General features: G+C 72.8%; 20 protein-coding genes and 1 pseudogene. 9 read left to right on the forward strand and 12 right to left on the reverse strand.

What is annotated here, in order from left to right:
- Positions 1-78 precede the first annotated feature (78 nt).
- Complete coding sequence (locus OG417_RS26635; protein WP_329261640.1) at positions 79-1,920, reverse strand: thiamine pyrophosphate-binding protein; 1,842 nt, start codon at positions 1,918-1,920, stop codon at positions 79-81.
- Positions 1,917-2,690: a cyclase family protein gene (locus tag OG417_RS26640; protein ID WP_329261643.1), complete on the reverse strand. Its 774-nt coding sequence runs from the start codon at positions 2,688-2,690 to the stop codon at positions 1,917-1,919. Before OG417_RS26640 ends, OG417_RS26635 begins: the two co-directional genes overlap by 4 nt.
- A gap of 266 nt (positions 2,691-2,956) precedes the next feature.
- On the opposite strand from OG417_RS26640, the gene OG417_RS26645 reads away from it, so the two are divergent.
- Positions 2,957-4,546 (forward strand): LCP family protein, encoded by a 1,590-nt coding sequence (locus OG417_RS26645; RefSeq protein WP_329261646.1) that lies wholly within the window; start codon positions 2,957-2,959, stop codon positions 4,544-4,546.
- A gap of 151 nt (positions 4,547-4,697) precedes the next feature.
- Here OG417_RS26645 and OG417_RS26650 read toward each other — a convergent pair whose 3' ends face one another.
- Positions 4,698-5,291, reverse strand: coding sequence for a TetR/AcrR family transcriptional regulator (locus OG417_RS26650; RefSeq protein WP_329261650.1), 594 nt, complete (start codon positions 5,289-5,291; stop codon positions 4,698-4,700).
- Between the two features lie 24 nt (positions 5,292-5,315).
- On the opposite strand from OG417_RS26650, the gene OG417_RS26655 reads away from it, so the two are divergent.
- Entirely contained in the window at positions 5,316-6,128 is an 813-nt protein-coding gene (locus tag OG417_RS26655) for a nuclear transport factor 2 family protein (RefSeq protein WP_329261653.1), read from the forward strand.
- Here OG417_RS26655 and OG417_RS26660 read toward each other — a convergent pair.
- Complete coding sequence (locus OG417_RS26660) at positions 6,125-6,994, reverse strand: glycosyltransferase (protein WP_329261656.1); 870 nt, start codon at positions 6,992-6,994, stop codon at positions 6,125-6,127. The genes OG417_RS26655 and OG417_RS26660 overlap by 4 nt on opposite strands.
- A gap of 165 nt (positions 6,995-7,159) precedes the next feature.
- On the opposite strand from OG417_RS26660, the gene OG417_RS26665 reads away from it, so the two are divergent.
- Genes OG417_RS26665 through OG417_RS26690 form a run of 6 tightly spaced genes read left to right on the forward strand, consistent with a single transcriptional unit; the run spans position 7,160 to position 14,555 of the window.
- On the forward strand, positions 7,160-8,029 hold the full coding sequence (locus tag OG417_RS26665; protein WP_329261659.1) for a glycosyltransferase: 870 nt from the start codon (positions 7,160-7,162) through the stop codon (positions 8,027-8,029).
- A complete protein-coding gene (glf, locus tag OG417_RS26670; protein ID WP_329261663.1) occupies positions 8,019-9,167 on the forward strand; it encodes a UDP-galactopyranose mutase in 1,149 nt (382 codons plus the stop codon). The genes OG417_RS26665 and glf overlap by 11 nt, the downstream gene beginning before the upstream one ends.
- The gene (locus OG417_RS26675) at positions 9,164-11,068 is read left to right on the forward strand and encodes a glycosyltransferase (RefSeq protein ID WP_329261668.1); all 1,905 of its coding nucleotides are present in this window, start codon (positions 9,164-9,166) and stop codon (positions 11,066-11,068) included. Before glf ends, OG417_RS26675 begins: the two co-directional genes overlap by 4 nt.
- On the forward strand, positions 11,065-11,961 hold the full coding sequence (locus tag OG417_RS26680) for an ABC transporter permease (RefSeq protein WP_329261670.1): 897 nt from the start codon (positions 11,065-11,067) through the stop codon (positions 11,959-11,961). Before OG417_RS26675 ends, OG417_RS26680 begins: the two co-directional genes overlap by 4 nt.
- Positions 11,962-11,964: 3 nt before the next feature.
- Positions 11,965-13,353: an ATP-binding cassette domain-containing protein gene (locus tag OG417_RS26685; protein WP_329261673.1), complete on the forward strand. Its 1,389-nt coding sequence runs from the start codon at positions 11,965-11,967 to the stop codon at positions 13,351-13,353.
- Positions 13,353-14,555 (forward strand): acyltransferase family protein, encoded by a 1,203-nt coding sequence (locus OG417_RS26690; RefSeq protein ID WP_329261676.1) that lies wholly within the window; start codon positions 13,353-13,355, stop codon positions 14,553-14,555. Before OG417_RS26685 ends, OG417_RS26690 begins: the two co-directional genes overlap by 1 nt.
- Here the strand turns inward: OG417_RS26690 and OG417_RS26695 are convergent.
- Positions 14,552-15,673, reverse strand: coding sequence for a GDSL-type esterase/lipase family protein (locus OG417_RS26695; protein ID WP_329261678.1), 1,122 nt, complete (start codon positions 15,671-15,673; stop codon positions 14,552-14,554). The genes OG417_RS26690 and OG417_RS26695 overlap by 4 nt on opposite strands.
- Positions 15,674-15,815: 142 nt before the next feature.
- Positions 15,816-18,698: a hypothetical protein gene (locus OG417_RS26700; RefSeq protein WP_329261680.1), complete on the reverse strand. Its 2,883-nt coding sequence runs from the start codon at positions 18,696-18,698 to the stop codon at positions 15,816-15,818.
- 275 nt (positions 18,699-18,973) lie between these two features.
- Between OG417_RS26700 and OG417_RS26705 the strand changes: the two are divergent.
- A pseudogene (locus OG417_RS26705) lies at positions 18,974-19,249 on the forward strand (siderophore-interacting protein); the annotation flags it as partial.
- Positions 19,250-19,399: 150 nt separating this feature from the next.
- Here the strand turns inward: OG417_RS26705 and OG417_RS26710 are convergent.
- The 6 genes from OG417_RS26710 to OG417_RS26735 form a co-directional block, all read right to left on the reverse strand.
- Entirely contained in the window at positions 19,400-20,077 is a 678-nt protein-coding gene (locus OG417_RS26710) for a response regulator transcription factor (protein ID WP_329261683.1), read from the reverse strand.
- Complete coding sequence (locus OG417_RS26715; RefSeq protein ID WP_329261685.1) at positions 20,074-21,249, reverse strand: sensor histidine kinase; 1,176 nt, start codon at positions 21,247-21,249, stop codon at positions 20,074-20,076. The genes OG417_RS26710 and OG417_RS26715 overlap by 4 nt, the downstream gene beginning before the upstream one ends.
- Before the next feature lie 16 nt (positions 21,250-21,265).
- Positions 21,266-22,045 carry an ABC transporter permease gene (locus tag OG417_RS26720; protein WP_329261688.1) on the reverse strand — a complete coding sequence of 260 codons (780 nt, stop codon included), beginning with the start codon at positions 22,043-22,045 and terminating at the stop codon, positions 21,266-21,268.
- Positions 22,042-22,959 (reverse strand): ABC transporter ATP-binding protein, encoded by a 918-nt coding sequence (locus OG417_RS26725; RefSeq protein ID WP_329261690.1) that lies wholly within the window; start codon positions 22,957-22,959, stop codon positions 22,042-22,044. Before OG417_RS26725 ends, OG417_RS26720 begins: the two co-directional genes overlap by 4 nt.
- A gap of 75 nt (positions 22,960-23,034) precedes the next feature.
- Positions 23,035-23,829: a GNAT family N-acetyltransferase gene (locus tag OG417_RS26730; protein ID WP_329261693.1), complete on the reverse strand. Its 795-nt coding sequence runs from the start codon at positions 23,827-23,829 to the stop codon at positions 23,035-23,037.
- A 44-nt stretch (positions 23,830-23,873) separates the two neighbouring features.
- Positions 23,874-24,422 (reverse strand): Clp protease N-terminal domain-containing protein, encoded by a 549-nt coding sequence (locus tag OG417_RS26735; protein ID WP_442875731.1) that lies wholly within the window; start codon positions 24,420-24,422, stop codon positions 23,874-23,876.

Genomic DNA, 24,422 nt, shown 5'->3' on the forward strand with positions numbered 1-24,422 from the left:
GAGCGGGCGGGTCGGTGTGCTCGGGTGAGCGGGCGGGTCGGTGTGCTCGGGTGAGCGGGCGATGTCCGGCCCAGTGGATCAGTGTCCTCGGAAGGCCTCCTCCAGCCACCAGGACGGGCGGTCGCTCGTGACCTTGGCGTGGATCAGCAGCGGCCGGTCGCGAGGGCCCGACAGCCACTCGGTCAGGGGCGCGAGGTCCTCCCGGCGGCGGACGGTCAGCGCGGCGCAGCCGAAGCCGCGGGCGATCGCGGCGATGTCGGCCGGCGGGAAGCGGACCGTGTCGAGCGGGTCGCCGCTCGGGCCGAAGTGGTGGACCTCCGCGCCGTACGCCTCGTCGTCGTAGACCACGATGACGAGCCCCAGGCCGAGGCGCACCGCCGTCTCCAGCTCGGCGACGCCCATCAGGGCGCCGCCGTCGCCCAGGGCGGCGACGGTCAGCCGGTGCGGCCGGGCGACCGCCGCGCCGATGGCGGTGGCCAGCCCGAGGCCGATCGACTGGTATGCCTGGGTGAAGACCAGGCCGTCGACGTCGGGGACCTCGAGGTACATCGCCGGATAGCCCATGAAGTTTCCGGAGTCGACTGCGACGGTGCGCTCGGCGGGTAGCAGATCGTCCAGGGCGATGGACAGGGTCCGGGGATCGATCGTGACCTCGTCGGAGTCGTCGTCGTAGGGAACGTCGCGCCAGCGTCGCTCCCGGGCCAGCCGTGCCGCCAGCGCGGGGGAGCGGGCACCGTCGGACGCGTGGCCGCGCCGGGCCAGCTCCGCCTCGGCCGCCAGCGCGGTGCCGGCGACGTCGCCGACGAGACCGAGGTCGATCGGCCGGTTGGCGCCGAGGGCCTCGGTGTCGAGATCGACCTGGACGACCGTCGTGTCCTCGCCGACGAGGGTGCCGTGCCGCAGCGTCCACATGTTCAGCGAACAGCCCCAGCCGACGAGCACGTCGGCGCCCCGCACCAGCTCGGCGGTCACCGGAGCGGCGAAGCCGCCGCTCACGTCGAGGTCGAACTCCTCACCGCGGAACAGCCCGCGCGCCACGGCCGAGGTGGCGAGCAGCGCCCCGGTGCGCGCGGCCAGCGCGACGAGAGCCTCGCGCGCTCCGCGCGCGCCCCGGCCCGCCAGGAACACCGGGCGCTCGGCCCCGGCCAGGACGTCGGCCAGCCGCGCGACCCCCTCCGGCCCCGGCACGGGCGGGGGTGGGGCCGGCGGAACAGCGATCGCGACCGGACGGGAGGTCGCGGACGCGCCGGAGGCCGCCATCGCGTTGCCCGTCGCGGGCGGGCCGGATGTCGTGAGCGGGCCCGGCCGGGCGTCGGGAGGCTGTGCGGCCTCGGGCCGCGTGCCGGTGTCCGGCTCTTCGGCGTGGCCGCGCGCGGGGTCGTCGGTCGGCGGCGTGGGCGTCGGCCGCCCGGATGCGACCGTGGGGCCGGGGAACTCGGCGGCCTGGACGTCGAGCGGCAGGCCCAGGACGACCGTGCGGCGTTCGGTGACCGCGGTGCGCCAGGCGCGGGCCACGTCGGCGAGGGCCGACGCGGGAGAGTGCACCCGCTCGGGGACGGCGCCGACCGCCGCGGCCAGCGCGGCCTGGTCGACGCGGAAGTTGGACCGCACCGCGGATCCGGCGGTCTCGGCGGCCAGCACGAGGAGCGGCGTGCGGCTCTTGGCCGCCTCGGTGATGCCGGTGAGCGCGTTGGTCAGGCCGGGGCCCTGGTGCACCGACAGGACACCGACGCCGCCGCCCGCCCGCGCGAACGCGTCGGCCATCGTGGCGGCCCCGCCCTCGTGGCGGGCCGCGACGAACCGCGCGCCGCCCGCCACCAGAGCGTTCGTGACGTGGAAGTTGCCGCTGCCCACGACGCCGAACACCGTGCGGACGCCCAGCCCGGCGAGCGCCTCGCCCACCGCCTCCGCGACGATCAACGCTCGACCAGGGCGAGAACCCGGGCCGGGCTGCCCGAACCGCCGACGATCGGCAGCGGCGAGGCGATCACCGCGGCGCCGCGTACGGGCAGGCGGTCGAGGTTGCGCAGCTGCGTCAGCCCGTATTTGCCCGCGCCCAGCAGGAACGAATGGCAGGGGAACGGCGGGTCGAGCGCGGGCGCGCCGCCCGCGTCGGTGCCGACCGTCTCCACCCCGAGCCCCAGGATCGGCGTCTCCTCGGCCAGCCAGCGCGCGCACTCGGCCGAGATGCCCGGCGTGTGGGAGCCGCTCTCGTCGGCGTTGAGGAACGCGTCCTGGTCGGCCGAGCGCGCGTCCCAGCCGGTGCGGTAGAGCAGCCAGCCGCCCTCGGGCAGCGGCCCGTTGGCCTTCGTCCAGTCGCGCACGTCGTCGACCTGGAGCAGGAAGTCGGGGTCGCCGGCCACCCGGTCGGCGACGTCCAGCACGACCGCCGGGGCGATGAGCCGCCGCGGCGCCACCTGGGAGATGTCGTCGCCGTCGCGGCCGGTGATCCAGTGCACCGGCGCGTCGAAGTGGGTGCCGGTGTGCTCGCCGGTGACGATGTCGTTCCAGTACCAGGCCGGCCCGCGGTCGTCGTACCGGCTGATCTCCCGCAGCGAGAAGTGCACCGTGTTGCCGAACGGCTCCGGCAACTGGAGGATCGGCGTGTCCTCCGAGAGCGGCGCGGTCAGGTCGACGACCTCGATCGAGCCGTCACCGATCGCGGCGGTCAGTTGAGCGAGCAGCGACATGCGTCCTCCCACCGGCCCGTACGCGGAGGGCGTCCCCGCGGGCAGTGGCCCGAACGTACCCGGCACGGCACGGCGGCGGCCAGCCTCCGGAGCGCCCTGGGGAAAACCTTGGACGCCAGATTCTCCGGTTCGCGTAGTAAAACGTTAATGTCTGTCATCCGGCGCTTTACCGACCAATGGGCAACGAGTCTTGGTCGTCCTGCGTCCAATTGGGGGAGCGGAACTTCTCGTACGGCCACGGCCTGCGAACGGACTGATGAGGTGTGATGGCGGACAACGGCGCCGACGGCCCGGCCAAGGACGTCGACCCCCGGCCCGAGCCCACCGAGCCCGAGCCCACCAAGGCCGAGCCCACAGAGCCTGAGCCCACCAAGGAGGCCGAGCTCACCGAGGCCGAGGCCGGGCCCGCGGAGCCGGAACCGGGTGAGGGCGAGGCCGAGGCCGAGGCCGAGGAGACCACGGCCACTGAGGACGGTAACGGCGACGGCGGGGAGCCCCCCGCGGCGAAGCCGGACGCGTCCGAGCCCGTACGGCCCGCGCGCAAGCGCCGCCGCGGTCTGCGATGGGTCGCGGGCGTCGCCGCGTTCGTCGTGCTCGCCGCCGGCGGGACGGTCGTGTACCTGTACGAGCACTTCGAGGGAAACATCCACAAGGAGCACGTCGAGGACCAGCTCGGCGCCGACCGCCCCGCCAAGCTGAACAAGTCGATGAACATCCTGCTGCTCGGCTCGGACTCCCGTGACGGGGCGAACAAGGCCTACTGGTCGCCCGACATCAGCGGCGAGCGCTCCGACACGACGATCCTGCTGCACATCTCGCCCAACCGCGACCACGCCGTCGCCGTGAGCTTCCCTCGTGACTCCATGGTCCAGGTGCCCGGCTGCACCAAGAAGAACGGCCAGAAGGTCGCGCCGTACTTCGGCATGCTCAACTCCGCCTTCGCGTACGCGGGCGCGCCCTGCACGTGGAAGACGATCGAGTCCACCACCGACATCCACATCGACCACTACGTCAAGATCGACTTCACCGGTTTCAAGCGGGTCGTCGACGCCCTCGGCGGGGTGGAGATCTGCGTGCCGCACGCGGTGTACGACCCGCGCGCCAACCTCAGCCTCAAGGCCGGCCGCCAGATCGTCAAGGGCAACGACGCGCTCGGCTACGTGCGGACGAGGTACGGCCTGGGCGACGGCTCGGACCTGGAGCGCATCCAGCGGCAGCAGAAGTTCATGGCCTCGGTGGTCAACAAGGCCACGAGCAGCAGCATGTTCACCGACCCGGCCAAGATGTACCGGTTCCTCGACGCCGTGACCAAGTCGATCGCGACCGACGACAAGCTGAGCGTGTCGGCGATGCGCAAGCTGGCCACGAGCCTGCGGGGGATGACCGCGGGCACGGTGCGGTTCGTCACCGTCCCGACCCAGGTGTACCCGAGGGACCCGAACCGGGTGCAGTGGAACACGGCCGAGGCGAAACCGCTGTTCGAGGCCATCCGCAAGGACGACGCGCTCCCCGCACCCGCCCCCGCGCCGCCGCAGGCCGAGCAGCCCAAGCCCCAGGAGGTCAAGGTCCGCGTCGTCAACGGCTCGAAGAAGGTCATCAAGGACCTGCGGGCCCGCCACTTCCAGGTGACCGCGGCCAAGGGCCCCGTGCAGCAGGAGACCAAAATCCTGTACGGCACCGGCGCGGAGCGCCAGGCGGACGCGCTGGGCGTCGCCGTCCCGGGCGTGCGGATCCTGCCCGACGCTACGGTGCCCCCGGGCACGGTCTCCCTGGTCGTCGCCCCGGCCGGCGTTCAGGTGACCCCGGAGATCCCGAAGGTCAACGGCGAGATCAAGGCCGACCAGGTGCCCTGCTAGTCGCCCGGCGAGGTAAGAGCCCGCGCGGGGGCACCTCGACTGCGGCTCGTTCGCCCGCTGGCAGCGTCGGCCTCGTCTGCGCCGCCGTGCGGCGTTCAGGCGGTGGCCGGCCGCGCTGTCGGCGGTCGACGGCCGAACCCCGGGCCGAAGTTCAGGACCGCAGCCCGGAGAGCAGTTGTTCGATGCAGGCCAAGGCCGTCCGGCGCGCCGCAGGTGGGTCGTCGTCCGCGGCCAGGCTCAGGGCGGCTTCGGCGACGACCGCGCAGATGAGTCTGCTGGTGACGGAAATGTCGACCGGCTTGATGACGTCCGCCTCGGTGAGTCGCTCCACCAGCTGACGCACGATCCCGCCCGTGGCCCGTTCATCGAGCGCTCGCCAGCGCGCCCAGCCGAGGACTCCGGGGGCCTCCTCCAGCACGATCCGGCGGAACCGTTCCGAGGTCGTGATGTCGAGGTAGGCGCCCACGGCGGCCATGACGTCCGGCCATTCGAGCGCCGGTCCGGCCGGCGCGAGCGCGATCTGCTCGACGGCCTCGCGCTGCACGCGTTCCAGGACCGCCGTGAAGACCGCTTCTTTGTTGGCGAAATGCCGATACAGCGCTCCTTTGGTGAAACGCGCGGCCTCGGCGATCGCGTCGAGTGACGTCGCGCGATAGCCCGCCGAAATGAAGTGGCTCTCGGCCGCGTCCAGGAGCGATCGGCGGGTCTGTTCCACATACATCAGCCGCTGGGGTTGCACGTCCATACGACCGACCGTACCGTAGATACTATGAGTATCAGCGATACCAAGAGGGGTGCGGTCGTCGACGCCTTCGCGTCGGGCTGGCGGGCTCCCGCGCCGCACGCCTGGGACGACCTTCTCCACCCCGAAGTCGTACTGGAGCAACCCCTCCTGCGCGACGGCCGCGGCCGGGCCGTCTGGCACGATGCCGTCGCCCGGCTGCTGACGTTCGTGCCCGATCTGACCGGCCACGTCCACGGCTGGGCCGGCGACGGCGACATCCTGTACGTCGATGTCGAGCTCACGGGCACGGTCGGCGGGCGGCCGTACAGCGTCCGCGCCGTCGATCGGCTGACACTCGACGAGGACGGGCTGATCACGGCGCGTCGGTCGTTCCTCGACCCCACAACATTCGTGACGGCCATCGCCACACGACCATCCGCCTGGCCGGCGTGGTGGCGGTCGGGCCTACCTCCGCTGGCGGCCCGGACATCGGGCGACCTCGCGGCGCGCGTCACGACGGGGCTGGGCGCGACCCGTCTGCTGGTCGGATCGGCCGCGCTCGCCTCACCACGGTTGGCGCGCCGCGCGGTCGGACTCGCCAGGGCGGCCGAGGACGACCGTGGCCTGTTCGTCCGTCTCTTCGCCGCGCGGGATGCCGCGTTCGGTGCCGCCACTCTGTCCTCGAGCCCGACGGCGAGCGCCCTCGGCCTGCGTCTCGGGGCGTTGTGCGATCTTGCCGACGTCGCGGCCGGGCTGCTGGCCGGTCGTCGCGGGATGGCTCTGGCCGCCGCCGGATTCGCCGCCCTGGGAGGGCTCGCCATTCTCTCCGAGCGACCGGGGCGGCCACCGAATCGCTAATCCGACCGGCCGGTCTCCGGATCGCCGCGCCGCGTCGGCGGGAGCACGACGTCATTGGGCCGGGGACCGGAGCGGACGCCGGCCCACAGGCCGCGGAGCAGTTCGCGCCCCAGCCGCGCCCGCCCGGACGACCGGCCGAACGCGCGAGCCCACCGCCGCAGCGTCGCGCCGGCGTACAGCAGCCGCTCGCCCGGCCCCAGGCACCGGCTGCGGGTGAACAACCACACCTTGTTGCGCACCTCGTGGAAGAAGCGCGTCCCCACGTCGAACACCGGGGCGGCCGTGTGGTGCACCACGACACTGCGCGGGCACAGCAGGCCGAGCCGCCCGCGCAGCAGCCGCAGCGTGTACTCGAAGTCGTCGTTCCACAGGAAGTAGTCCGCCAGCGGAAGCCCGCACTCCCGTACGACCTCGGCGTCGAGCAGGACCGACACGAACGAGGCCGAGCGGATGCGCGGATGGCCCGCGACGCCCGACGGCCGGGAGCGCGGCGTGTTCATCGGATGGTCGCGCCCGTCGGTCCACAGCACGCGGCTGGCGGCGAGCGCGGGCCGGTGGCGGCCGAAGGTGGACAGCAGTTCCTCCAGCGCCTCCGGCCGGGGGAGCGTGTCGTCGTCCATCAGCCACAGCGCCGTCGCACCGAGGTCGAGCGCCCGCGCGATGCCGGCCGCGAAGCCGCCGGCGCCGCCCGTGTTGTAGGGCAGGACGAGGAGGTCCGCCGCGGAAAAGCGCGAGCGCACGAGTTCGGCGGTGCCGTCGGTGGAGGCGTTGTCGACCACGATCACCACGTCCGGCGGGCGGGTCTGCGCGCCGATCGCCGCCAGCGCGCGGGCCAGGAGATCACGCCGCTCGTACGTGACAACCACAGACGCGACATACGCGTCCTTAAGACTGATATCTACTGTTACCTCGCTATTACCGCTTAATGCCGGTAAAGCTCCGGAAAGTAAGTCCAAACTTAGCATAAGATTCATTCCGCCTAACTGGCCTCAGCTCTTCCCGTACCAGGAACATCGCCTCGAGATGGACGAATGGCCGAACCCTTCTCGCTCCTCCTCACCGTCTACGCGGGGGATCGCGCGGACTACGTCCGCGAAGCCTTCCGCAGCGCGGTGGACGCGCAGACCCGCCGCCCCGAGCAGGTCGTCCTCGTCCAGGACGGTCCGGTGCCGGCGGAACTGGAGGTGTGCCTGGAGGAGGTACGGGCGGGCAGCCCGGTGGACGTGACGTTCCTGCGTCTCGAACGCAACGCCGGCCTGGGCGTCGCGCTCGACGCGGGGCTGGCGGCCGGCCGGCACGACATCGTGGCCCGTATGGACGCGGACGACATCGCGATGCCGCAGCGGTTCGCGGTACAGCTTCCGGTCATCGAGGACGGGGCGGACCTGGTCGGCGCGGGCATGCTGGAGTTCGGCAGCGACCGGCACGACATCGTGGGCCGGCGCACGCCGGTCTCCGCGCCCGCCGACATCGCCCGGTACGCCCGGCTGCACGACCCCTTCAACCACCCGACCGTGGTGTACCGGCGGCGCGCCGTGCTCGCCGCGGGCGGCTACGGCGACCTGCCGCTGATGGAGGATTACTGGCTCTTCGCCCGTATGATCGCCAGCGGCGCGACGGTCGTGAACCTGCCCGAGCCGCTCGTGTACTACCGCGTGGGCGACGGGGCGTACGAACGGCGCGGCGGCATGGCCCTGCTGCGCGCCGAGCTGCGCCTGCAGCGCGAGCTGCGGCGCGGCGGGTTCACCACCCGCGCCCAGTACGTCCGCAACGTGAGTGTCCGCGGGGGATACCGGCTGACGCCGGCCTGGATCCGCCGTCCGCTCTACCGGCGGTTCGTCGCCCCGAAAGGGGCGCGCGACACGCCGGCCGTCCCGACCGAGGATGTCCGTGAACGCTGATCTGGTCATCGCGGGCTCCGGCCTGTTCGGCCTGACCGTGGCCGAACGCTGCGCCCGCGACCTCGGACTGCGCGTGCTGATCGTCGAGCGCCGCGACCACGTCGGCGGCAACGCCTACAGCGAGATCGAGCCCTCGACCGGCATCGAGGTGCACCGCTACGGCGCGCACCTGTTCCACACCTCCAACGAGCGCGTGTGGGAGTACGTCAACCGGTTCACCTCCTTCACCGGTTACCGGCACCGGGTATTCACGATCTTCAAGGGCCGCGTCTACCCGATGCCGATCAACCTGGGCACCATCTGCGCGTACTTCGGCCGCGCCATGTCCCCGGACGAGGCACGCGCGCTCGTCGCCGAGCAGGCCGCCGAGGTCACCGACCCGGCGAACCTGGAGGAGAAGGCGATCTCGCTGGTCGGCCGCCCGCTGTACGAGGCGTTCATCCGCGGGTACACGGCCAAGCAGTGGCAGACCGACCCGCGCGAGCTGCCTCCGGAGATCATCACGCGGCTGCCGGTGCGGTACACCTTCGACGACCGTTACTTCAGCGACCGGTACGAGGGCCTGCCGGTCGACGGCTACACCGCCTGGCTCGAACGCATGGCCGACCACCCGAACATCGAGGTGCGCCTCGGCACCGACTTCTTCGACCTCGACGCCGCCGGCAACGTCCCGGTCGTCTACACCGGTCCGCTGGACCGCTACTTCGGCCACGCCGAGGGCCGGCTGGGGTGGCGCACCCTCGACTTCGCGCCCGAGGTGGTGGCGACCGGCGACTTCCAGGGCACGCCGGTGATGAACTACGCCGACGAGGACGTGCCGTACACGCGGATCCACGAGTTCCGCCACTTCCACCCCGAGCGTGAGTACCCGCCGGACCGCACCGTGATCGTCCGGGAGTACTCCCGGTTCGCCGACGCCGGCGACGAGCCGTACTACCCGATCGACACCGCCGCCGACCGGGCCAAGCTCGTCCGCTACCGCGAACGCGCCCGCGCCGAGAAGGGCGTGTGGTTCGGCGGGCGCCTCGGCACGTACCAGTACCTCGACATGCACATGGCCATCGCGTCCGCGCTGACCATGTACGACAACCGCCTGCGCCCGCACTTCGCGGCCCGTGGCACCAAGGGGGCCAGATGAGAGTTCTGCAGCGGGTCGTGCTGCCCGCCGACCGCGACCTCGACGTGCAGAAGCTGTACGTCGAGAGCCGGGGCGGGCGGGGCGGGACGGCCGCCGCCGGGCCGGGCGCCCGCGAGGTGCGGATCGCCGGGCGCCGCAGCGTCGCCGTGGCCCCCGGCGGACGGGCCTCGTTCTGCACCTACTTCAACGCGTTCCCGGCGAGCTACTGGCGCCGCTGGACGGTCGTGGACGAGATCCGGCTGCGCCTGCGGCTGCGCGGCGACGCCATCGTCGTCGTCTACCGCTCGACCGGCAAGGGCTTCGTCCAGCGCGTCACCCAGATCGAGGTCGACGCGGACACGGCCGTCGACCGCGAGCTGGAGCTGCCGCTGGAGCCGTTCATCGACGGCGGCTGGTACTGGTTCGACGTCGCCGCCGGCGACCGCGAGGTCGTGCTCGAACGCGCCGAGTGGTGCGCCGACGCCGACCGGCCGCACGGCAGCGTCAGCATCGGCATCACCACGTTCAACCGGCCGGACTACTGCGTCGACCAGCTCCGCGCGCTCGGCGAGGCGAGCGACGTCCTGGACGTCGTCGATCAGATCTACGTGATCGACCAGGGCACCCGGCGGGTGGCGGACCGGCCGGACTTCGCAGCGGCCGAGCAGGCGCTGGGCGGGCGGCTCCGGCTCATCGACCAGGGCAACATCGGCGGCTCCGGCGGGTTTTCCCGCGCGATGATCGAGACCCTCGACGCCGGCCGCAGCGACTACGTCCTGCTGCTGGACGACGACGTCGTGGTCGAGCCCGAGGGCGTCCTGCGCGCCGTGGTGTTCGCCGACCTCGCCCGTACGCCCACGATCGTCGGCGGGCACATGATGGACATCTTCCACCGGTCGGTGCTGCACGTCTTCGGCGAGACCATCGCCCGCTACCGCTGGTGGATGACGCCGGCGCCGCACACCCTCCTGGGCCACGACCTGGCCGCCCACCCGCTGCGCGAGACGCCCTGGCTCCACCGGCGCGTCGACGTCGACTACAACGCCTGGTGGATGTGCCTGATCCCGCTCGACGTGATCCGCAAGGTCGGCCTGTCGCTGCCGTTCTTCATCAAGTGGGACGACATCGAGTACGGCGTGCGGGCGCGTGAGGCGGGGTTCCCCACCGTCTCGCTGCCGGGGGCGGCCGTCTGGCACGTGCCCTGGCACTCCAAGGACGACACGCTCGACTGGCAGGCCTACTTCACCGAGCGGAACCGCCTGATCACGGCGCTGATGTACTCCCCGTACACGCGGGGCGGCAACATGCTCAAGGAGAGCCTGTTCATCGCCACCAAGCACGCGCTCGCGATGCAGTACTCCACGGTCGAGCTGATGCTCAAGGCGGTCGAGGACGTCCTGCGCGGCCCAGGGGAGCTGCACCGGTCGATGACGACGAAGATGGCCGAGCTGCGTGCCCTGCGCGCGGACTTCACCGACGCGCGCGCAGAGCCGGACTTCGACGAGTTCCCCGAGATCAAACGCCGCAGGCCGCCGAAGAAGGGCCGTGAGCCGGTCGCCCCCGAAGGGCGCCGGGCAATGATCAGGACGGCCCTCGCCGGGGCGGTGCGCCAGCTCCGGCCGGTCGACTCCTACTCGCGCGAGCACCCCGAGGTCGCGGTGCCGCACGTCGACCAGACCTGGTGGCTGCTGTCGCGGTACGACAGCGCCCTGGTGTCCTCGGCCGACGGCACCAAGGCCGCCTGGTACCAGCGCGACCCGAAGCGGTTCCGGGCGCTCGTCCAGCGGAACATGGCCCTGCACGCCCGGCTCATGCGCGAGTGGCCCGAGCTGAGCCGGCGCTACCGTGAGGCGATTCCCGAGCTCGCGTCGGTCGACCGGTGGCGGGAGACCTTCGAGGCCGCCCGCCGGGAGGGTCGGTGACCGTACCGCCGCTGGTCGCGCCCGGCCGCGGCGGCGGACTGCTCGACGTCGCGCGGCGGCGCTACCTGCTGCGCCTGCTCGTCCGCCGGGAGCTGCGCAGCCGCTACCAGGGATCGCTGCTCGGGCTCGGCTGGTCCTACGTGCGGCCGGCGGTCAACTTCGCGGTCTACTTCTTCGTCGTCGGCATCTTCTTGAAGATGAGCAAGGCGATCCCGAACTTCCCGGTGTTCCTGTTCTCCGGGATGGTGCTCGTCAGCTTCTTCACCGAGACGCTGATCACGACGGCGTGGTCGGTCGTCGGCAACGCCTCGCTGGTGAAGAAGGTCTACCTGCCGCGCGAGCTGTTCCCGGTCTCCTCGATGCTGGTGTCCGGCGTGCACATGCTGCCCGCGCTGGGCGTGCTCATGGGCGGCGCCATCTGGGCCGGGTGGACGCCGTCGTGGATCGCGACCGGCTCGATCGTGCTGGCGTTCGCCATCGTCGGGGCGCTGGCCATGGCGTTCGGCCTGCTGTTCGCCGCGGTGAACGTCTTCTTCCGCGACTTCGGGCAGGTCGTGGACATCATCAACATCGTCGTCCCCTGGTCGGTTCCGATGATCTACCCGTGGACGACCGTGCAGGAGGCGGCGCACGGCGGCTGGCCGCTCCAGGTCTACCTGGCCAACCCGCTGACGAGCGCGGTGCTGCTGTTCGAGCGGGCGTTCTGGTGGCCCACCAACGATCACGCCGCGACCCTTCCCAACGGCGCGCCGGCCCTGCCCGGCGGCCTGCTCGCCTTCCCCTACCACCTGACCGTCCGCGGGCTGGTGAGCCTGCTCGCCGCGCTGCTGCTGCTGGCCGTGGCCCAGCTGGTCTTCGCCCGCCTGCAGCGGCGGTTCGCCCAGGAGCTGTAGAAGATGGAATCGATCGTCGTCGACGGGGTGTCGAAGCACTTCACCCTGCGGCACGCGCACTCCATCAAGGAGATCACCGTACGCGCCGCGCGCCGGCAGAGCCTGTCCGAACGCTTCACCGCGCTGGACGACGTGTCGCTCACCGTCGCGCAGGGGGAGTCGCTGGCCCTCATGGGCCTCAACGGCTCGGGCAAGAGCACCCTGCTCAAACTCATCTCCGGCGTCATGCAGCCCGACGCGGGGTCGGTGCGCGTACGCGGCCGGGTGGCCGGCCTGATCGAGGTCGGCGCGGGCCTGCACCCCGACCTCACCGGGCGGGAGAACATCTTCCTCAACGCCGCCATCCTCGGCATGACCAAGGCCGAGACCGAGGCGCGCTACGACGAGATCGTGGCGTTCTCCGAGATCGAGGACTTCCTCGACACGCAGGTGAAGTTCTACTCCTCGGGCATGTTCATGCGGCTCGGGTTCGCCGTCGCCGTGCACACCGACCCGGAGATCTTCCTCGTCGACGAGGTGCTCGCGGTCGGCGACCCGCCGTTCCAGAAGAAGTGCCTCGAACGCATCGGTGAGTTCCACGCCGAGGGCCGCACGCTCGTCATCGTCTCCCACGACATGGGGACGCTGGAGCGGGTCTGCGGGCGCGGCGTCGTGCTGGAGCGCGGCCGCACCGCGTACGAGGGCGGCATCGAGGGCGCGGTCGACTTCCTCGCGCCGCCCGCGACGCCGCTGGAGGCCGAACAGCGGCGGCGGGCGCGCGAGGAGGCGAGGCTCGCCGCGCTGCCGGCCGATGAGTCCGCCCGGGCCGAGGCCGAACTCCTCGCCCGGCAGATCATGCCCGGCGCGCCCCGCCTGCCCGACCCGCGCGCGACGCTGGAGTACGCCCTGTCGCTGGCCGCCGGGCAGGACGGCATGGCGCTGGAGTTCGGCGTGCACACCGGCGGCACCCTCGCGGTCGTCGCCGAGGCGCGCGAGGGCAAGAACGTCTTCGGCTTCGACTCGTTCGCGGGGCTGCCGGAGGACTGGCGGGAGGGGTTCCCGGCCGGCCACTTCGCCGTCGAGGAGCCGCCGGAGGTCGTCGGCGCGGAGCTCGTCGTCGGGCTCTTCGAGGACACCCTGCCGGGCTTCCTCGCCGACCATCCCGAGCCGGTGGCGTTCGTGCACATCGACGCCGACCTGTACTCCTCGGCCCGTACCGTCCTTACGCACCTCGGCCCCCGGCTGAGCGTGGGCACGGTGATCGTCTTCGACGAGTACTTCGGCTATCCCGGCTGGCGGGAGCACGAGTACCGGGCGTGGGAGGAGTTCGTGTCCGCGTCGGGCGTGCGGTTCGACTATGAGGGGTTCACCGAGGGGAACGAGCAGGTCATCGTGCGGATCAGGGATATCTGATGGACGCCGGGACGACACGCTCCGAGGCCGTGCCGGGCGACGCCGCGCCGAGCGGGGCGGTGCCGACCGAGGCGGTGCCGACGGCGACGCCGTCGGAGGAGGCCTCGCCGGCGCAGGCCGAGCGGCGCGCCATGGGCCGGCTCCGCGAGCTCGACGTGCTGCGCTTCGTCGCCGCGGCGGTGGTCATGCTGCACCACTACACCGGTGTGCCCGCCCCCGAGTGGCCGGGCGGCAACGCCCGGCGGATCTTCCCGGGGCTGGCGCCGTTCACGCGGTACGGCTTCCTGGGCGTCGAGCTGTTCTTCCTCATCAGCGGGTTCGTCATCCTGCTGAGCGCCTGGGGCCGCAAACCGGGCGACTTCGTCGTGTCGCGGTTCCTGCGGCTGTTCCCGGCGTACTGGGTCGGCGTGCTGCTGTCGCTCGCGGCGTACCTGGCGTTCGACTCGTGGGTGCCCTTCGGCCCGAACACCGACGGCCCGCTCAAGCGGCTCCTGCCGAACCTGACCATGCTCCAGGAGGGCGTCGGCTCCCAGCGCATGGAGGTCGTCTACTGGACCCTCTACGTCGAGCTGCACTTCTACGTGCTGATCGCCCTGTTCACCTGGTGGGGGATCACGTTCAACCGGTGCGTGGCCTTCATGACGGGCTGGCTGCTGTTCAGCGTCTTCGCGCTGGAGTCGGGCGAGAACTTCCTCAAGGTCGTTCTCCTGTGGCGGTACGCGCCGTTCTTCGTGGCCGGGATGGGCTTCTTCCTCATCTACCGGTACGGGTCGAACATCCTCGTGTGGCTGCTGATCGCCCTCTCCTGGGCGCTCGGCTGCTACTACGACGTCAAGTACAACTTCCCCGACTTCACCGCGGCGCCGCACTCGCTGTACATCATCCCGGCCGGGGTGACCGTCGTCTTCCTCATCATGGCCCTGGTCGCGACGCACCGGCTGTCGTGGCTGCGCTGGCGCGGCCTGACCCTGCTCGGCCTGCTGACGTACCCGCTGTACCTGATCCACCAGACGGTCTCCCGCACGTTCGTGCCCCGCCTGCTGCCGCACATGGGCCGCTGGGAGGTCCTCGCCGTGCTCATCGTGGGCGCGCTGGTGGCGTCGTACCTGATCCACGTGCTGATCGAGCGCCCGGCCCAGCGCCTGCTGCGCCCCCGGCTGAAGGCGGCCCTGGCGAGAATCCGCGCCGAGAGCAACCCCTAGCGCGCGGGGGCGAGGGCGATGGCGTCGATCTCGGCGCTGCAGGTCGCCCGCGTGAGGCGCAGCGTGTCGCGGCCGGCGTTCAGGGCGACGTCGGCCGCGGTGATGGTCCACCGGTCCCAGCCGTACGCCGGGTAGCGCAGCCGTCCGTCGGCCCGGCCGTTCACGGTCAGCCGCTGTTCGCACGGCTCGCCCGTGCCGTTGCCCGCCCGTACGTAGAGCCGGTAGCGACCGGTCTGCGGCATCTCCAGCGTGAACTGCAGGAAGCTGCCCGCCCCCGCCAGGTAGCCGACCTTGCCGTCGCCGGAGGCGTTCGCCGTCTCCAGCCGCTCTCCGTCGCTGACCGTCGCGTACGACGGTGACTCCGCCTCCCACCGGGTCAGCGGCTCGCCGGTGATGGCCGAATACCAGCGCGCGGCCATCTTCGCGTAGCCGCCGTTCGTCGGGTGGATGCCGTCGGCGAACAGGTCGCCCTTGCCCAGCGCCGCGTGCATGTCGACCAGGTGGACGTGGCGGCCCGCGGACGCCCGGGCCGCGACGATCGGCGGGATCGCGGCGTTGAAGGCGCGGGCCCGCGCCTCCCTCGCCTTGGCGGCCAGCGGCGTGATCGTCGCGACGTACACCTGCGCGGACGGCACCGTCGTGGTGATCAGGTCGATCAGCGCGGCCAGGCGCGCGGGCGCGGACCGCAGGTCCCGGCGCTGGATGACGTCGTTCGTGCCGATCTGCAGGAGCACGACGTCGGGCCGGTACTCCAGCAGCCAGGCGCGCGCGTGGGCGGTCAGCTGCTGGATGCGCCAGCCGGAATGGCCCTCGTTGTCGCGGTCGGCGAGCTGCGGCGGGCCGCTGGACCGCGAGCCGACGAAGTCGACCTTCATCCCGTCGGCCCTCATGTACTGCCACAGGTCGCTGCGGTAGCCGCCCGGCGACTGCAGGCCGTCGGTGATCGAGTCGCCCAGCGGCATGACGCGTGTCGGGAACACCGCCGGATCCGCCTTCGGCGCCGACGCCAGGTCGCGGTGCGGTCCGTCACCGCCGGCCGCCACGCGCACGCCGGCACAGGCCGCGAGGCACAGCAGCGACGCGACCGCGGCGAGGAGGGTCCGTTCCAGGCGCGTCACGAAAGGCGTTCCCGGGGGTAGGAGGCGCTCACGGTGAGGGGTTTGACAGCGATGGGACTCCCGGCAGTATGACTGATGTGCCCTCCTTTCGCCGGAGGAGTGGCCAGAGCGCTGTGCTTGTCGATTCGCTCGCTGCGCTCGCTCATGGCACGGGCCGCCGCCACAGGGTCGGCTGTTCGCCCCGGTGATCCGCGCTGATCCCGACGCCGAGCAGCTCGGTGCCGGCCGCGGCCAGCCCGGTGAGCCACTGGTCGCCGCGCCCGGACAGCCCGGTGCCCTGCGGCGTCTGCGCCACCCACGAGCGGCCGTCCGCCGAGGTCCACAGCACCACGTCCGTGCGCCCGGTGCGCCCGGCCGCGCCCGCGATGACGAAACCGTGCGGCGTGGCGGTCAGAGCGGTGGCGGTGGAGTTGCGGTCACTGGAGTCGGCACCGTCCTGTCCCGCCTTCGGCAGCCGGACCTCCTGCCACGACGCGCCGCCGTCGGCGGAGACGAAGGCGAACGCCGTGCGGCCGGAGGCGGTGGCGGCCGTGCCGGTCGCCACGAGCAGGCTGCCGCGGACCGCCACGTGGTCGAACCACCCCTCCAGGGCCCCGGACGGCTGCGGGAGCTGTTTCAGCGTCCACTTCACGCCGTCGGATGACGTCCAGACGGCGGGGCGGCCCTGCGGCGCGTCCTTGACCGACGGGTCGCTGACACCGCCGACCGCGACGTAGCCGGACGCCCCGGCGACGACGCCCCGCATCCAGCGGTTCGCCGTCTTGGTGCCCTCCAGGTCGCCGCCGCTGCCGGGGGTCCAGGACTTCAGGTCGGAGGAGACCCAGGTGCCGGCCGAGGAGCCCGACTCTCCGACGATCACATATCCGGCCTTGCCATAGGCGGCCGCGTAGGTGGCGGCGTGGCCCGAGCCGGGGTCGAACCCGGCGGCCGAGTGCCAGCTCGTGCCGTCCGGCGAGGTGACCGCGAGCGGCCGGTCGCCGTCGTAGCCGACGGCGACCCAGCCCGCGGCGCCCGAGGTCACGTTGATGAGCCGCTGCTTGCCGGGCCGTGCCAGGGCACCGCCCGTGTCGCTCGCGCGGGTCCAGCGGGAGCCGTCGGGCGAGGTCCACACGGCCCCGTCGCCGTTGGTGCCGCCGACGGCGACCCGCAGGTTTGGCGAGGTCGCGACGGACGTCACGGTCTGGTCCGGCCGTACCACGCCCGGGATCGCCGCCACGTCGACCGGAAGCTCCTGGCCCAGCGTGTCGCGTACGGCGAGGACGGCGTCGGTGTCCTGCCCGGCGTTCTCGCGGGCGGCGACGATCGTCGCGCCGGCGGTCACCGCCACGCCCTCGATCGTGCGGCCGGAGGAGACCGGCACGTCACCGCCGTTCTGCCAGGTGCCACCGTCGGGGCTGCGGGCGATCAGGACCTTCTTGTCCCCGCCGATCACGGCGGCCAGGCCCCGGTCGGAGGACGCGAGCCGCTGCAGGCCGCCGTACCCGGGCAGGTGGATCTCGCCGGCCTTCCGCCAGCTGCTCCCGTCCGCCGACGTGAGCACGACACCGTACTGCTCGGACTTGCTGTGGGCGTTCCGTCCCGCGATGAACCCCGCGGGCGTGGCCGCGACGGCGATGCCCGGGCCCGCGGTGCCCTTCGGATGCGGTATGTCGACGGAGGCCCACGTGCGGCCGCCGTCGGACGAGCGCCACACGCCGTCCTTGACGATCTGGCCCTTGCCGTTGGTGGCCCAGCCGTACGCGAGGACGACGTTGCCGTGCGCGGCGACGTCGATCAGCGAGAGCGGACCGCCCGGCAGCGACATCTTCAGCTGGTCGTTGCCCAGCCGCTCCCACTGCCGGCCGTCGGAGGAGAGCCACACGACCGGGACCGCGTCGCTGTAGTCGCCCTTCTGTGACGTGTCGCCGACGGCGACGAAGCCGCTCGCGGTGCGGGCGACCCGGGCGATCTTGTCCCGGCCGAAGACCGCGCCGGTCGAGTCGGGCTGGCGGATCCAGGTCTGGCCGTCGCGGCTCGTCCAGACCGCGGTCCCGGCGTGCGAGCCGCCGAGGGCGACCCACGCGCCGGCCGAACCGGCGATCACCCGCGGCGTGTCGCCGTACCCGGGCTCGGCGCCGTCGGGCGTACGGACGTCGGCGAGGCGGAAGGACCGCCCGCCGTCGCTGGAGACCAGGAACTCTCCGCGGTAGTCGGCGGTCTCGGTCTCGCCGCCGACGGCGACGACGATGGAGCCGGCCGACGCCACGCCGAGCAGTTCCTGGTCGTGGCCGTCGGCCTTGGCGGCGGGGTCCGGCGCGAACGTCGCCCCGGCGAGCTGCGCCGCGGGCCCGGTCGTCGTGTGGTGCAGCGGCCCGCGTCCGGTCAGGAACACCACGCCGCCGGCGATGAGCGCGACGACGACGAGGCCGGCCACCGTGAACAGGATCGGCTTCAGGCGGACGGTCCGGCGGCCGCGCTGCGGCGTGTCCCGGCGCCACGGCTCGTCGTACATCGTCGGCGGGGCGCCCGGCTGCCACTGCTGCGTCGGGTCGTAGGCCGGACCGCCGTGCCCGCCGGCGGGCATCCGGGAGCCGGGCGGGCGCGGCGTCGAGCGGCTGGTCGCCGACGGAGGCAGGTCGAAGATCGTGGCGGGTGGTTCCTGAGTCGGTGGGAGGCCCCGGTCCGGTGCCGGGGGAGGCTCGTACGCGGGCGCCCGGTCGCCGGGAGCGGTCTCCGGGACCGGGACGTCGTTCACCGTGTGCTGGGTCGGCGGAGGTTCGTGGGCCGGGTCCCAGCGGGGCTGCGGCGGGATCCGCCACGGGTCGGCGTCGCCGGCGAACGCCGTCTCGCCCGTGGCCTCCTCGCCCTGCCCGCCTCCGGCGGGCGGCGGCACGGGCGGCGCGGCCCACGGCGGGAGAGCGGCGGGCGGCGAGGCGTTGCCGCGGCCCCAGCCGGCGGGCGGCGGAGGAGGAGGGAACGCCCAGGGATCCTCCGGCGGCGGGTCCGCGTTCGGATCGTCGTCAGGCTCGTGGCCGGTCACGCTCACCCTCCCCGCTCCTCGCCGTGAATGGCGACCCCCTCGACCTTCGTTAATAAAAAGTCGTGGCGGCATCTTATCGGGACAAACAGGTCAAGTGTGTTCTCTGATGGCGGGTGTGACCTATCCGCCGTTTTTCTTCCGGGCGAAACGGTTCCGCGGCCATTCCAGGGCCTCGGTGAATCGGTTCGGTCCGCAGCCGAGGCCGTCGGCCCGGCCGGTCCCGCGGCCCCGCCCCGGACCATGTTCGCGATGGAGTATGGCGCCGAGCACTCAGCCTCCACGTGCTGCGGCGTGAGCGGATCTCCGCGAACTTCGCCCGGGTGACGCTCGGGCGCGGCGACATCGACCGCTTCGTACCGATGGGTTACGACCAGTGGTTCCGGCTGTTCCTGCCGGTGGCCGGCGGGTCGCTCACCGGAGCGCCCAAGAAGCTCGACACACTCTCCTGTCTGCGTTTCCTGACCGTTTCGAAGAACGTCCGTCCCGTGCTGCGCGACTACAGCGTGCGCGCCCATCGGCCGGACGGGCCCGAGGGACCGGAACTCGACGTCGACGTCGTCCTGCACGCCATCGTCGAGATCCCGGACGACGCCGACCGCCAGGAACGCACCGGCCCACCCGGCGTGAAGGTGGCCTGGTTCCCGCGCGCCGGCACCGGCCTGGCGCGCGGCACTGACCGCCCATCGGCGCACGCCGGCCTCGCGACACTAGGACGTTTCACCGGGGCGTACGAGGCCGGCCTCGTAGGCGAACACCACGACCTGGACCCGGTCGCGGAGAGCGAGCTTGGCCAGGATCCGGCCCACGTGCATCTTGACGGTCGCCTCCGCGACCACGAGCCGTTCGGCGATCTCGGCGTTGGAACGGCCGCGGGCCACCTCCATCAGTACCTCGCGTTCCCGCTCGGTCAGGTGGCGCAGCCGGTCGCGGGGCGCGGAGGGCGGGGCGTCCGGGCCGGGCAGGTGGGCGGCGAACCTGTCGATCAGGCGGCGCGTCACGCTCGGCGCCACGACCGCGTCACCCGCGGCGACCGCGCGGATGCCGCCGAGCAGGTCGGCCGGCGGCACGTCCTTGAGCAGGAACCCGCTGGCTCCGTTGCGCAGCGCGGCGTACACGTACTCGTCCAGGTCGAAGGTGGTCAGGACGAGGACGCGTGCGGGCGATCCGGAAGCGACGATCCGGCGGGTGGCCTCGACGCCGTCCATCACGGGCATCCGGACGTCCATCACGATGACGTCGGGCTCCAGCGCCCGGGTCATGGTGACGGCCTGGGCCCCGTCACCGGCCTCACCGGCCACCTCGATGTCCGGCTGGAGTTCCAGGACGGTGCGGAACGCGAGCCGTAGCAGTGGCTGGTCGTCCACCAGAAGCAGCCGGGTCTTCACGCGGCATCACCGAACCGCAGGGAGGCGCGCACCCGCCAGCCGGCGTCCGGCAGCGGGCCGGCCTCCACGTTGCCGCCGTAGGAGGCGGCCCGCTCGGCCATTCCGGCCAGCCCGTGCCCGTCGGCCTGCCGCCGTGCCCGGCCCGGACGGCGCGGACCGTCGTCGGTGACCTCCAGGTCGGCGCCGGCGGACGTGTAGCGCAGCCGGACGTGTGCGCCGGCTCCCGGGCCACCGTGCTTGATGGTGTTGGTCAGCGCCTCCTGCACGATCCGGTAGACCGCGAGGCCCGCGCCCGGTCCCCACTTGCCGGGTTCGCCCTCGCGCGTGAGGACCACCGGCAGGCCCGCGGCGCGCACCTGGTCCAGCAGCTGGTCGATGTCGTCGAAACCGGGCTGCGGGACGAGCGTCGGCCCGGACGGCTCGGGCACCGGGACGGAGGGCGCCGCCTCCGGTCCCTCCCGCATCAGGCCGAGCAGGTGACGCATCTCGCCCAGCGCCTCCCGCCCGGTCGCCGCGACCTTCTCCATCTTGTCCGCCGCGCCCCGCGGCGCCGTCATGGTGGTGAGCGCCGCGGCGTCCGCGAGCGCCACGATGACGGCCAGGTTGTGGGCGACGATATCGTGCATCTCCCGCGCGATGCGGGTGCGCTCGGCGGCGGCGGCGAGCCGGGCCTGCTGGTCACGTTCGCGTTCGAGGCGGCGGGCGCGTTCCTCCAGCGCCGCCAGGTACGCCCGGTGTGTGCGGAGGTTCATCCCGAGCAGCACGGCGGTGGCGGCGACGGCGTTGGCCTGGATCACGGTGGCTCCCGACTGGTGGCCCAGCAGCCAGGTGACCGCGAGGTCGATCTCCACGGCGGCCAGGACCGGCCACAGGGCGCGCCGAGGGCGGTACCGCGCGACCGCGTACAGGACGGCCGGCAGCGCGAGCACCGAGCCGGGCAGGTCGACCGTGGCGTTGGCCACGACCCAGGTGAGGAAGACGGTCCAGTAGACCACCAGCGGTGCGCGGCGGCGCCAGACCAGCGGGAGGAATATCAGGACGAAGATCGGCCAGCCGGCGACGCCGGGGGCGCGTGCGGCCGTCGCCGGCACCCCCATCAGGGCCAACAGCAGCGCCAGGCCGGCGTCGGCTCCCCACGGGTGGCGCCGGACGACCGAGCGGACGGACTCCATGGCGACCACGGTAGGTTCAGGCGTCCCGGCGGAGGAGTACGGCGGCGGCACCCGCGAGCACCACGACGACCCACAGTGCCAGCACCACGGCACCGGCGCCCGGGGACAACGTCTTGAACGGGTTGCCGTCGTCCAGCGCGTACATGGCCTGGCTCGACGTGGTGGGCAGGTAGGGGAGCACGGCGTCCCGCGCCGCACGGGGCAGGGCGACCGGCATCAGCGCCGGCAGGACCAGGAGGGCCGCCACCAGCGTGGTGATCGCGGCGGCGGTGTGCCGCAGCACCGCTCCGATGCCCAGGCCGAGCAGGCCCACCGCCACCGGGGCCGCCGCCGCTCCGAGGGCGGCGCGCAGCACGCCGGGGTCGCCGAGCGACGCGCCGTCGGCGCCGAGGAACGCCTGGCTGACGAACAGCGCGGCCAGGCAGGCCACCAGCATGACCGGAGCCGTGACCATGATCAGGACCGCCGCCTTGGCCAGCAGGACGGGCAGCCGCCGGGGCACGGCGGCGAGCGTTGACCGGATCAGGCCCGAGCCGTATTCGCCGGTCATCTGCAGAACACCGAAGACCCCGATGACGAGTACGAACAGGTCGATGCCGAGGAACGCGCCGCCGGCCGCGTCGGCCGTGCTCAGCGATGTCCCGTGCGCGACGGTGTCGCGGTGCTGGGACCAGCCGGTCGCCGCGGCGAGGCCGACGACCAGCATCACCGTGGCACCCAGGACGATCCAGGTGGAACGCAGCGCACGCAACTTCGTCCACTCGGCGTGGATGACGCGGGGCAGAGTGACCTTCACGACCCGTTCCTCTCCTCTTCGCGGTACTCCACCGCGTCGCGGGTGAGCTCCATGTACGCCTGCTCCAGCGAGGCGCGTTGCGGGACGAGCTCGTGTACGGCGAGCCCCTGAGCGAGGGCGAGGTCACCGATCGTCTCGGCGGCCAGCCCGCTGACCCGCAGCAGCCCCGGCTCCGGCGCCGTGACGCTCGCCCGATGGCGGATGAGCAGATCGCGCAGCTCGGTGGCGCGCGGGGACCGCACCAGGACGTTGCCGACCCCGAGCCGGGCGATCAGCTCATCGACCGTGGTGTCGGCGAGCAGCCGGCCGCGGCCGATGACCACCAGGTGTTCGGCCGTGACCGCCATCTCGCTCATCAGGTGGCTGGAGACCAGCACGGTCCGCCCGTCGGCGGCCAGGCTCTTGAGCAGGGTGCGGATCCACAGCACGCCGTCCGGGTCGAGCCCGTTGACCGGCTCGTCCAGCACGATCACGGCGGGATCCCCGAGGAGCGCGGCCGCGATCCCGAGCCGCTGGCTCATGCCCAGCGAGAAGCCGCCCGCCCGCCGGCGGCCCACCTCCTCCAGGCCCACCAGGGCGAGCACCTCATCCACCCGTGACGGTGCCATGCCGTGGGTCTGCGCCAGCGCCAGCAGGTGAACGCGCGCGGTACGTCCCCGGTGTATCGACTTCGCGTCCAGCAGCGCGCCCACCTCCCGCAGCGGGGCGGCATGGTCACGGTAGGGCCGGCCGCCCACCGTCACGCTTCCGCGGGTCGGGCGGTCCAGCCCGACGATCATGCGCATGGTGGTGGACTTACCGGCGCCGTTCGGCCCGAGAAAGCCGGTGACCTGCCCCGGCCGTACGGTGAACGACAGCTCGTCAACGGCGATCTTGCCGCCATAACGCTTGGTCAGCGCCTGTGCCTCGATCATGAGATCGACGCTAGGCGCGCGCGGGTCGCCCGACGACCGCCTGAAGTCGGTGAACGGGCGGTCGTCGCGTACGCCTCAGGTCGGGCCCGGGTCCGGCCCGATGATGAACCCGCGGCGCGGCCGGCTCCGCGCCGGGGCCTCCCGGACGTGGGCGGCGAGGAGCGGCCGGTACCGCATGCCCAGCCCCTCGTAGAGGCGTACGGCGGTCCGGTTCCACTCGTCCACCATCAGGGCCGCCGTGCCGTGCCGGGCCACGGCCTCGGCGGTGACGAACGCGCAGACCGTACGGCCGAGCCCCAGGCCACGGGCGTCGGGGTGCACCGCGACCCCGGCGATCAGACCGACGGACGGCGCGGGCCAGACGATGGCGGCCAGCGCCACGAGCCGTCCCGCGTCGTCCCGGACTCCCGCCCAGCGTTCGTCCTCACCGATCCCCGGGCGGGCGTCGGAGTCCGGGAAGGCCGCGTCGAGGAGCGCGGTGGCCTCGGGCAGTTCCCGCGCGCCGAGCCACCGGGCGGCGCCGGTCGCGGCGGGCGCCTCGGTGGTCTCCATCCAGCCGAACCCCTTGGTCGCGGCCAGCGCGGGCACCCCGGCGACGAGCGCGCGGATGAGGCCGGGGTCCCCGAGCGGCCGGTAGCTCGGCCCGACCTCGGCCAGGACGCCTTCGACCAGGGGGACGGCGGCGCCGGCCGGCCCGTGGACCGCGATCCGGTCCCGGCGGGAGATGGCGTGACCGGCGACGGCGACCGCGTCCCCGTCGTCACTGGCCCAGGCGCGTCCGCGCCCGTCGAGGCCCTGGGCCGCCCAGAGACACAGCGTGTCACCCGCGCACAGCGCCGCCAGTTCGTCATTGTCGTGAATCGCCCGCATCGGACGGCAGTCTGCCAGGACGCCCCGCCGTCTCGAGCGGGGGGTCAGGCGGCCTCGGAGGAGATGAGGCGGATGACGTCGTCGCGCAGGGCGGCGAGCTCGACGCCGGAGTCCACGAGCACCCGCGCGGCCAGGCCCTCGCCCTCGCGGATGAGGCCGAGCAGCAGGTGGCCCGTGCCGATGTGGTTGTGGCCGAGCCGCAGGGATTCGCGCAGCGAGAGCTCGAGAACCTTCTTGGCCCGCCTGCCGAACGGGATGTGGCCCTGCCTGGGCGGCTTGTGGCTGCGCACGTCGAGCGCGCCCGGGCCGAAGGCCGCCTCGGTGGCCCGGCGCACCTCGTCCAGGTCGATCCCCAGCGTCGCCAGGGCGTCCGGGTCCAGGTCGTCGCCTCCGACGACGCCGGCGATCCGCCGGCGGAGCTCGGCCGGGTCGGCTCCCCGGTCGCGCAGCGCCTGGGCGCCCGGTCCGGCGCCGGCCTCCAGCATCCCCAGCAGAAGGTGCTCGGTGTCGATGAGGGGGGCACGCAGCCGGCGGGCCTCCTCCTGGGCCCGCACCACGACCGCGCGGGCCTCCTTGGTGAACCTCTCGAACAT

Origin of the sequence: Actinoallomurus sp. NBC_01490 (assembly GCF_036227085.1) — a bacterium.
Lineage (GTDB): Bacteria > Actinomycetota > Actinomycetes > Streptosporangiales > Streptosporangiaceae > Actinoallomurus > Actinoallomurus oryzae.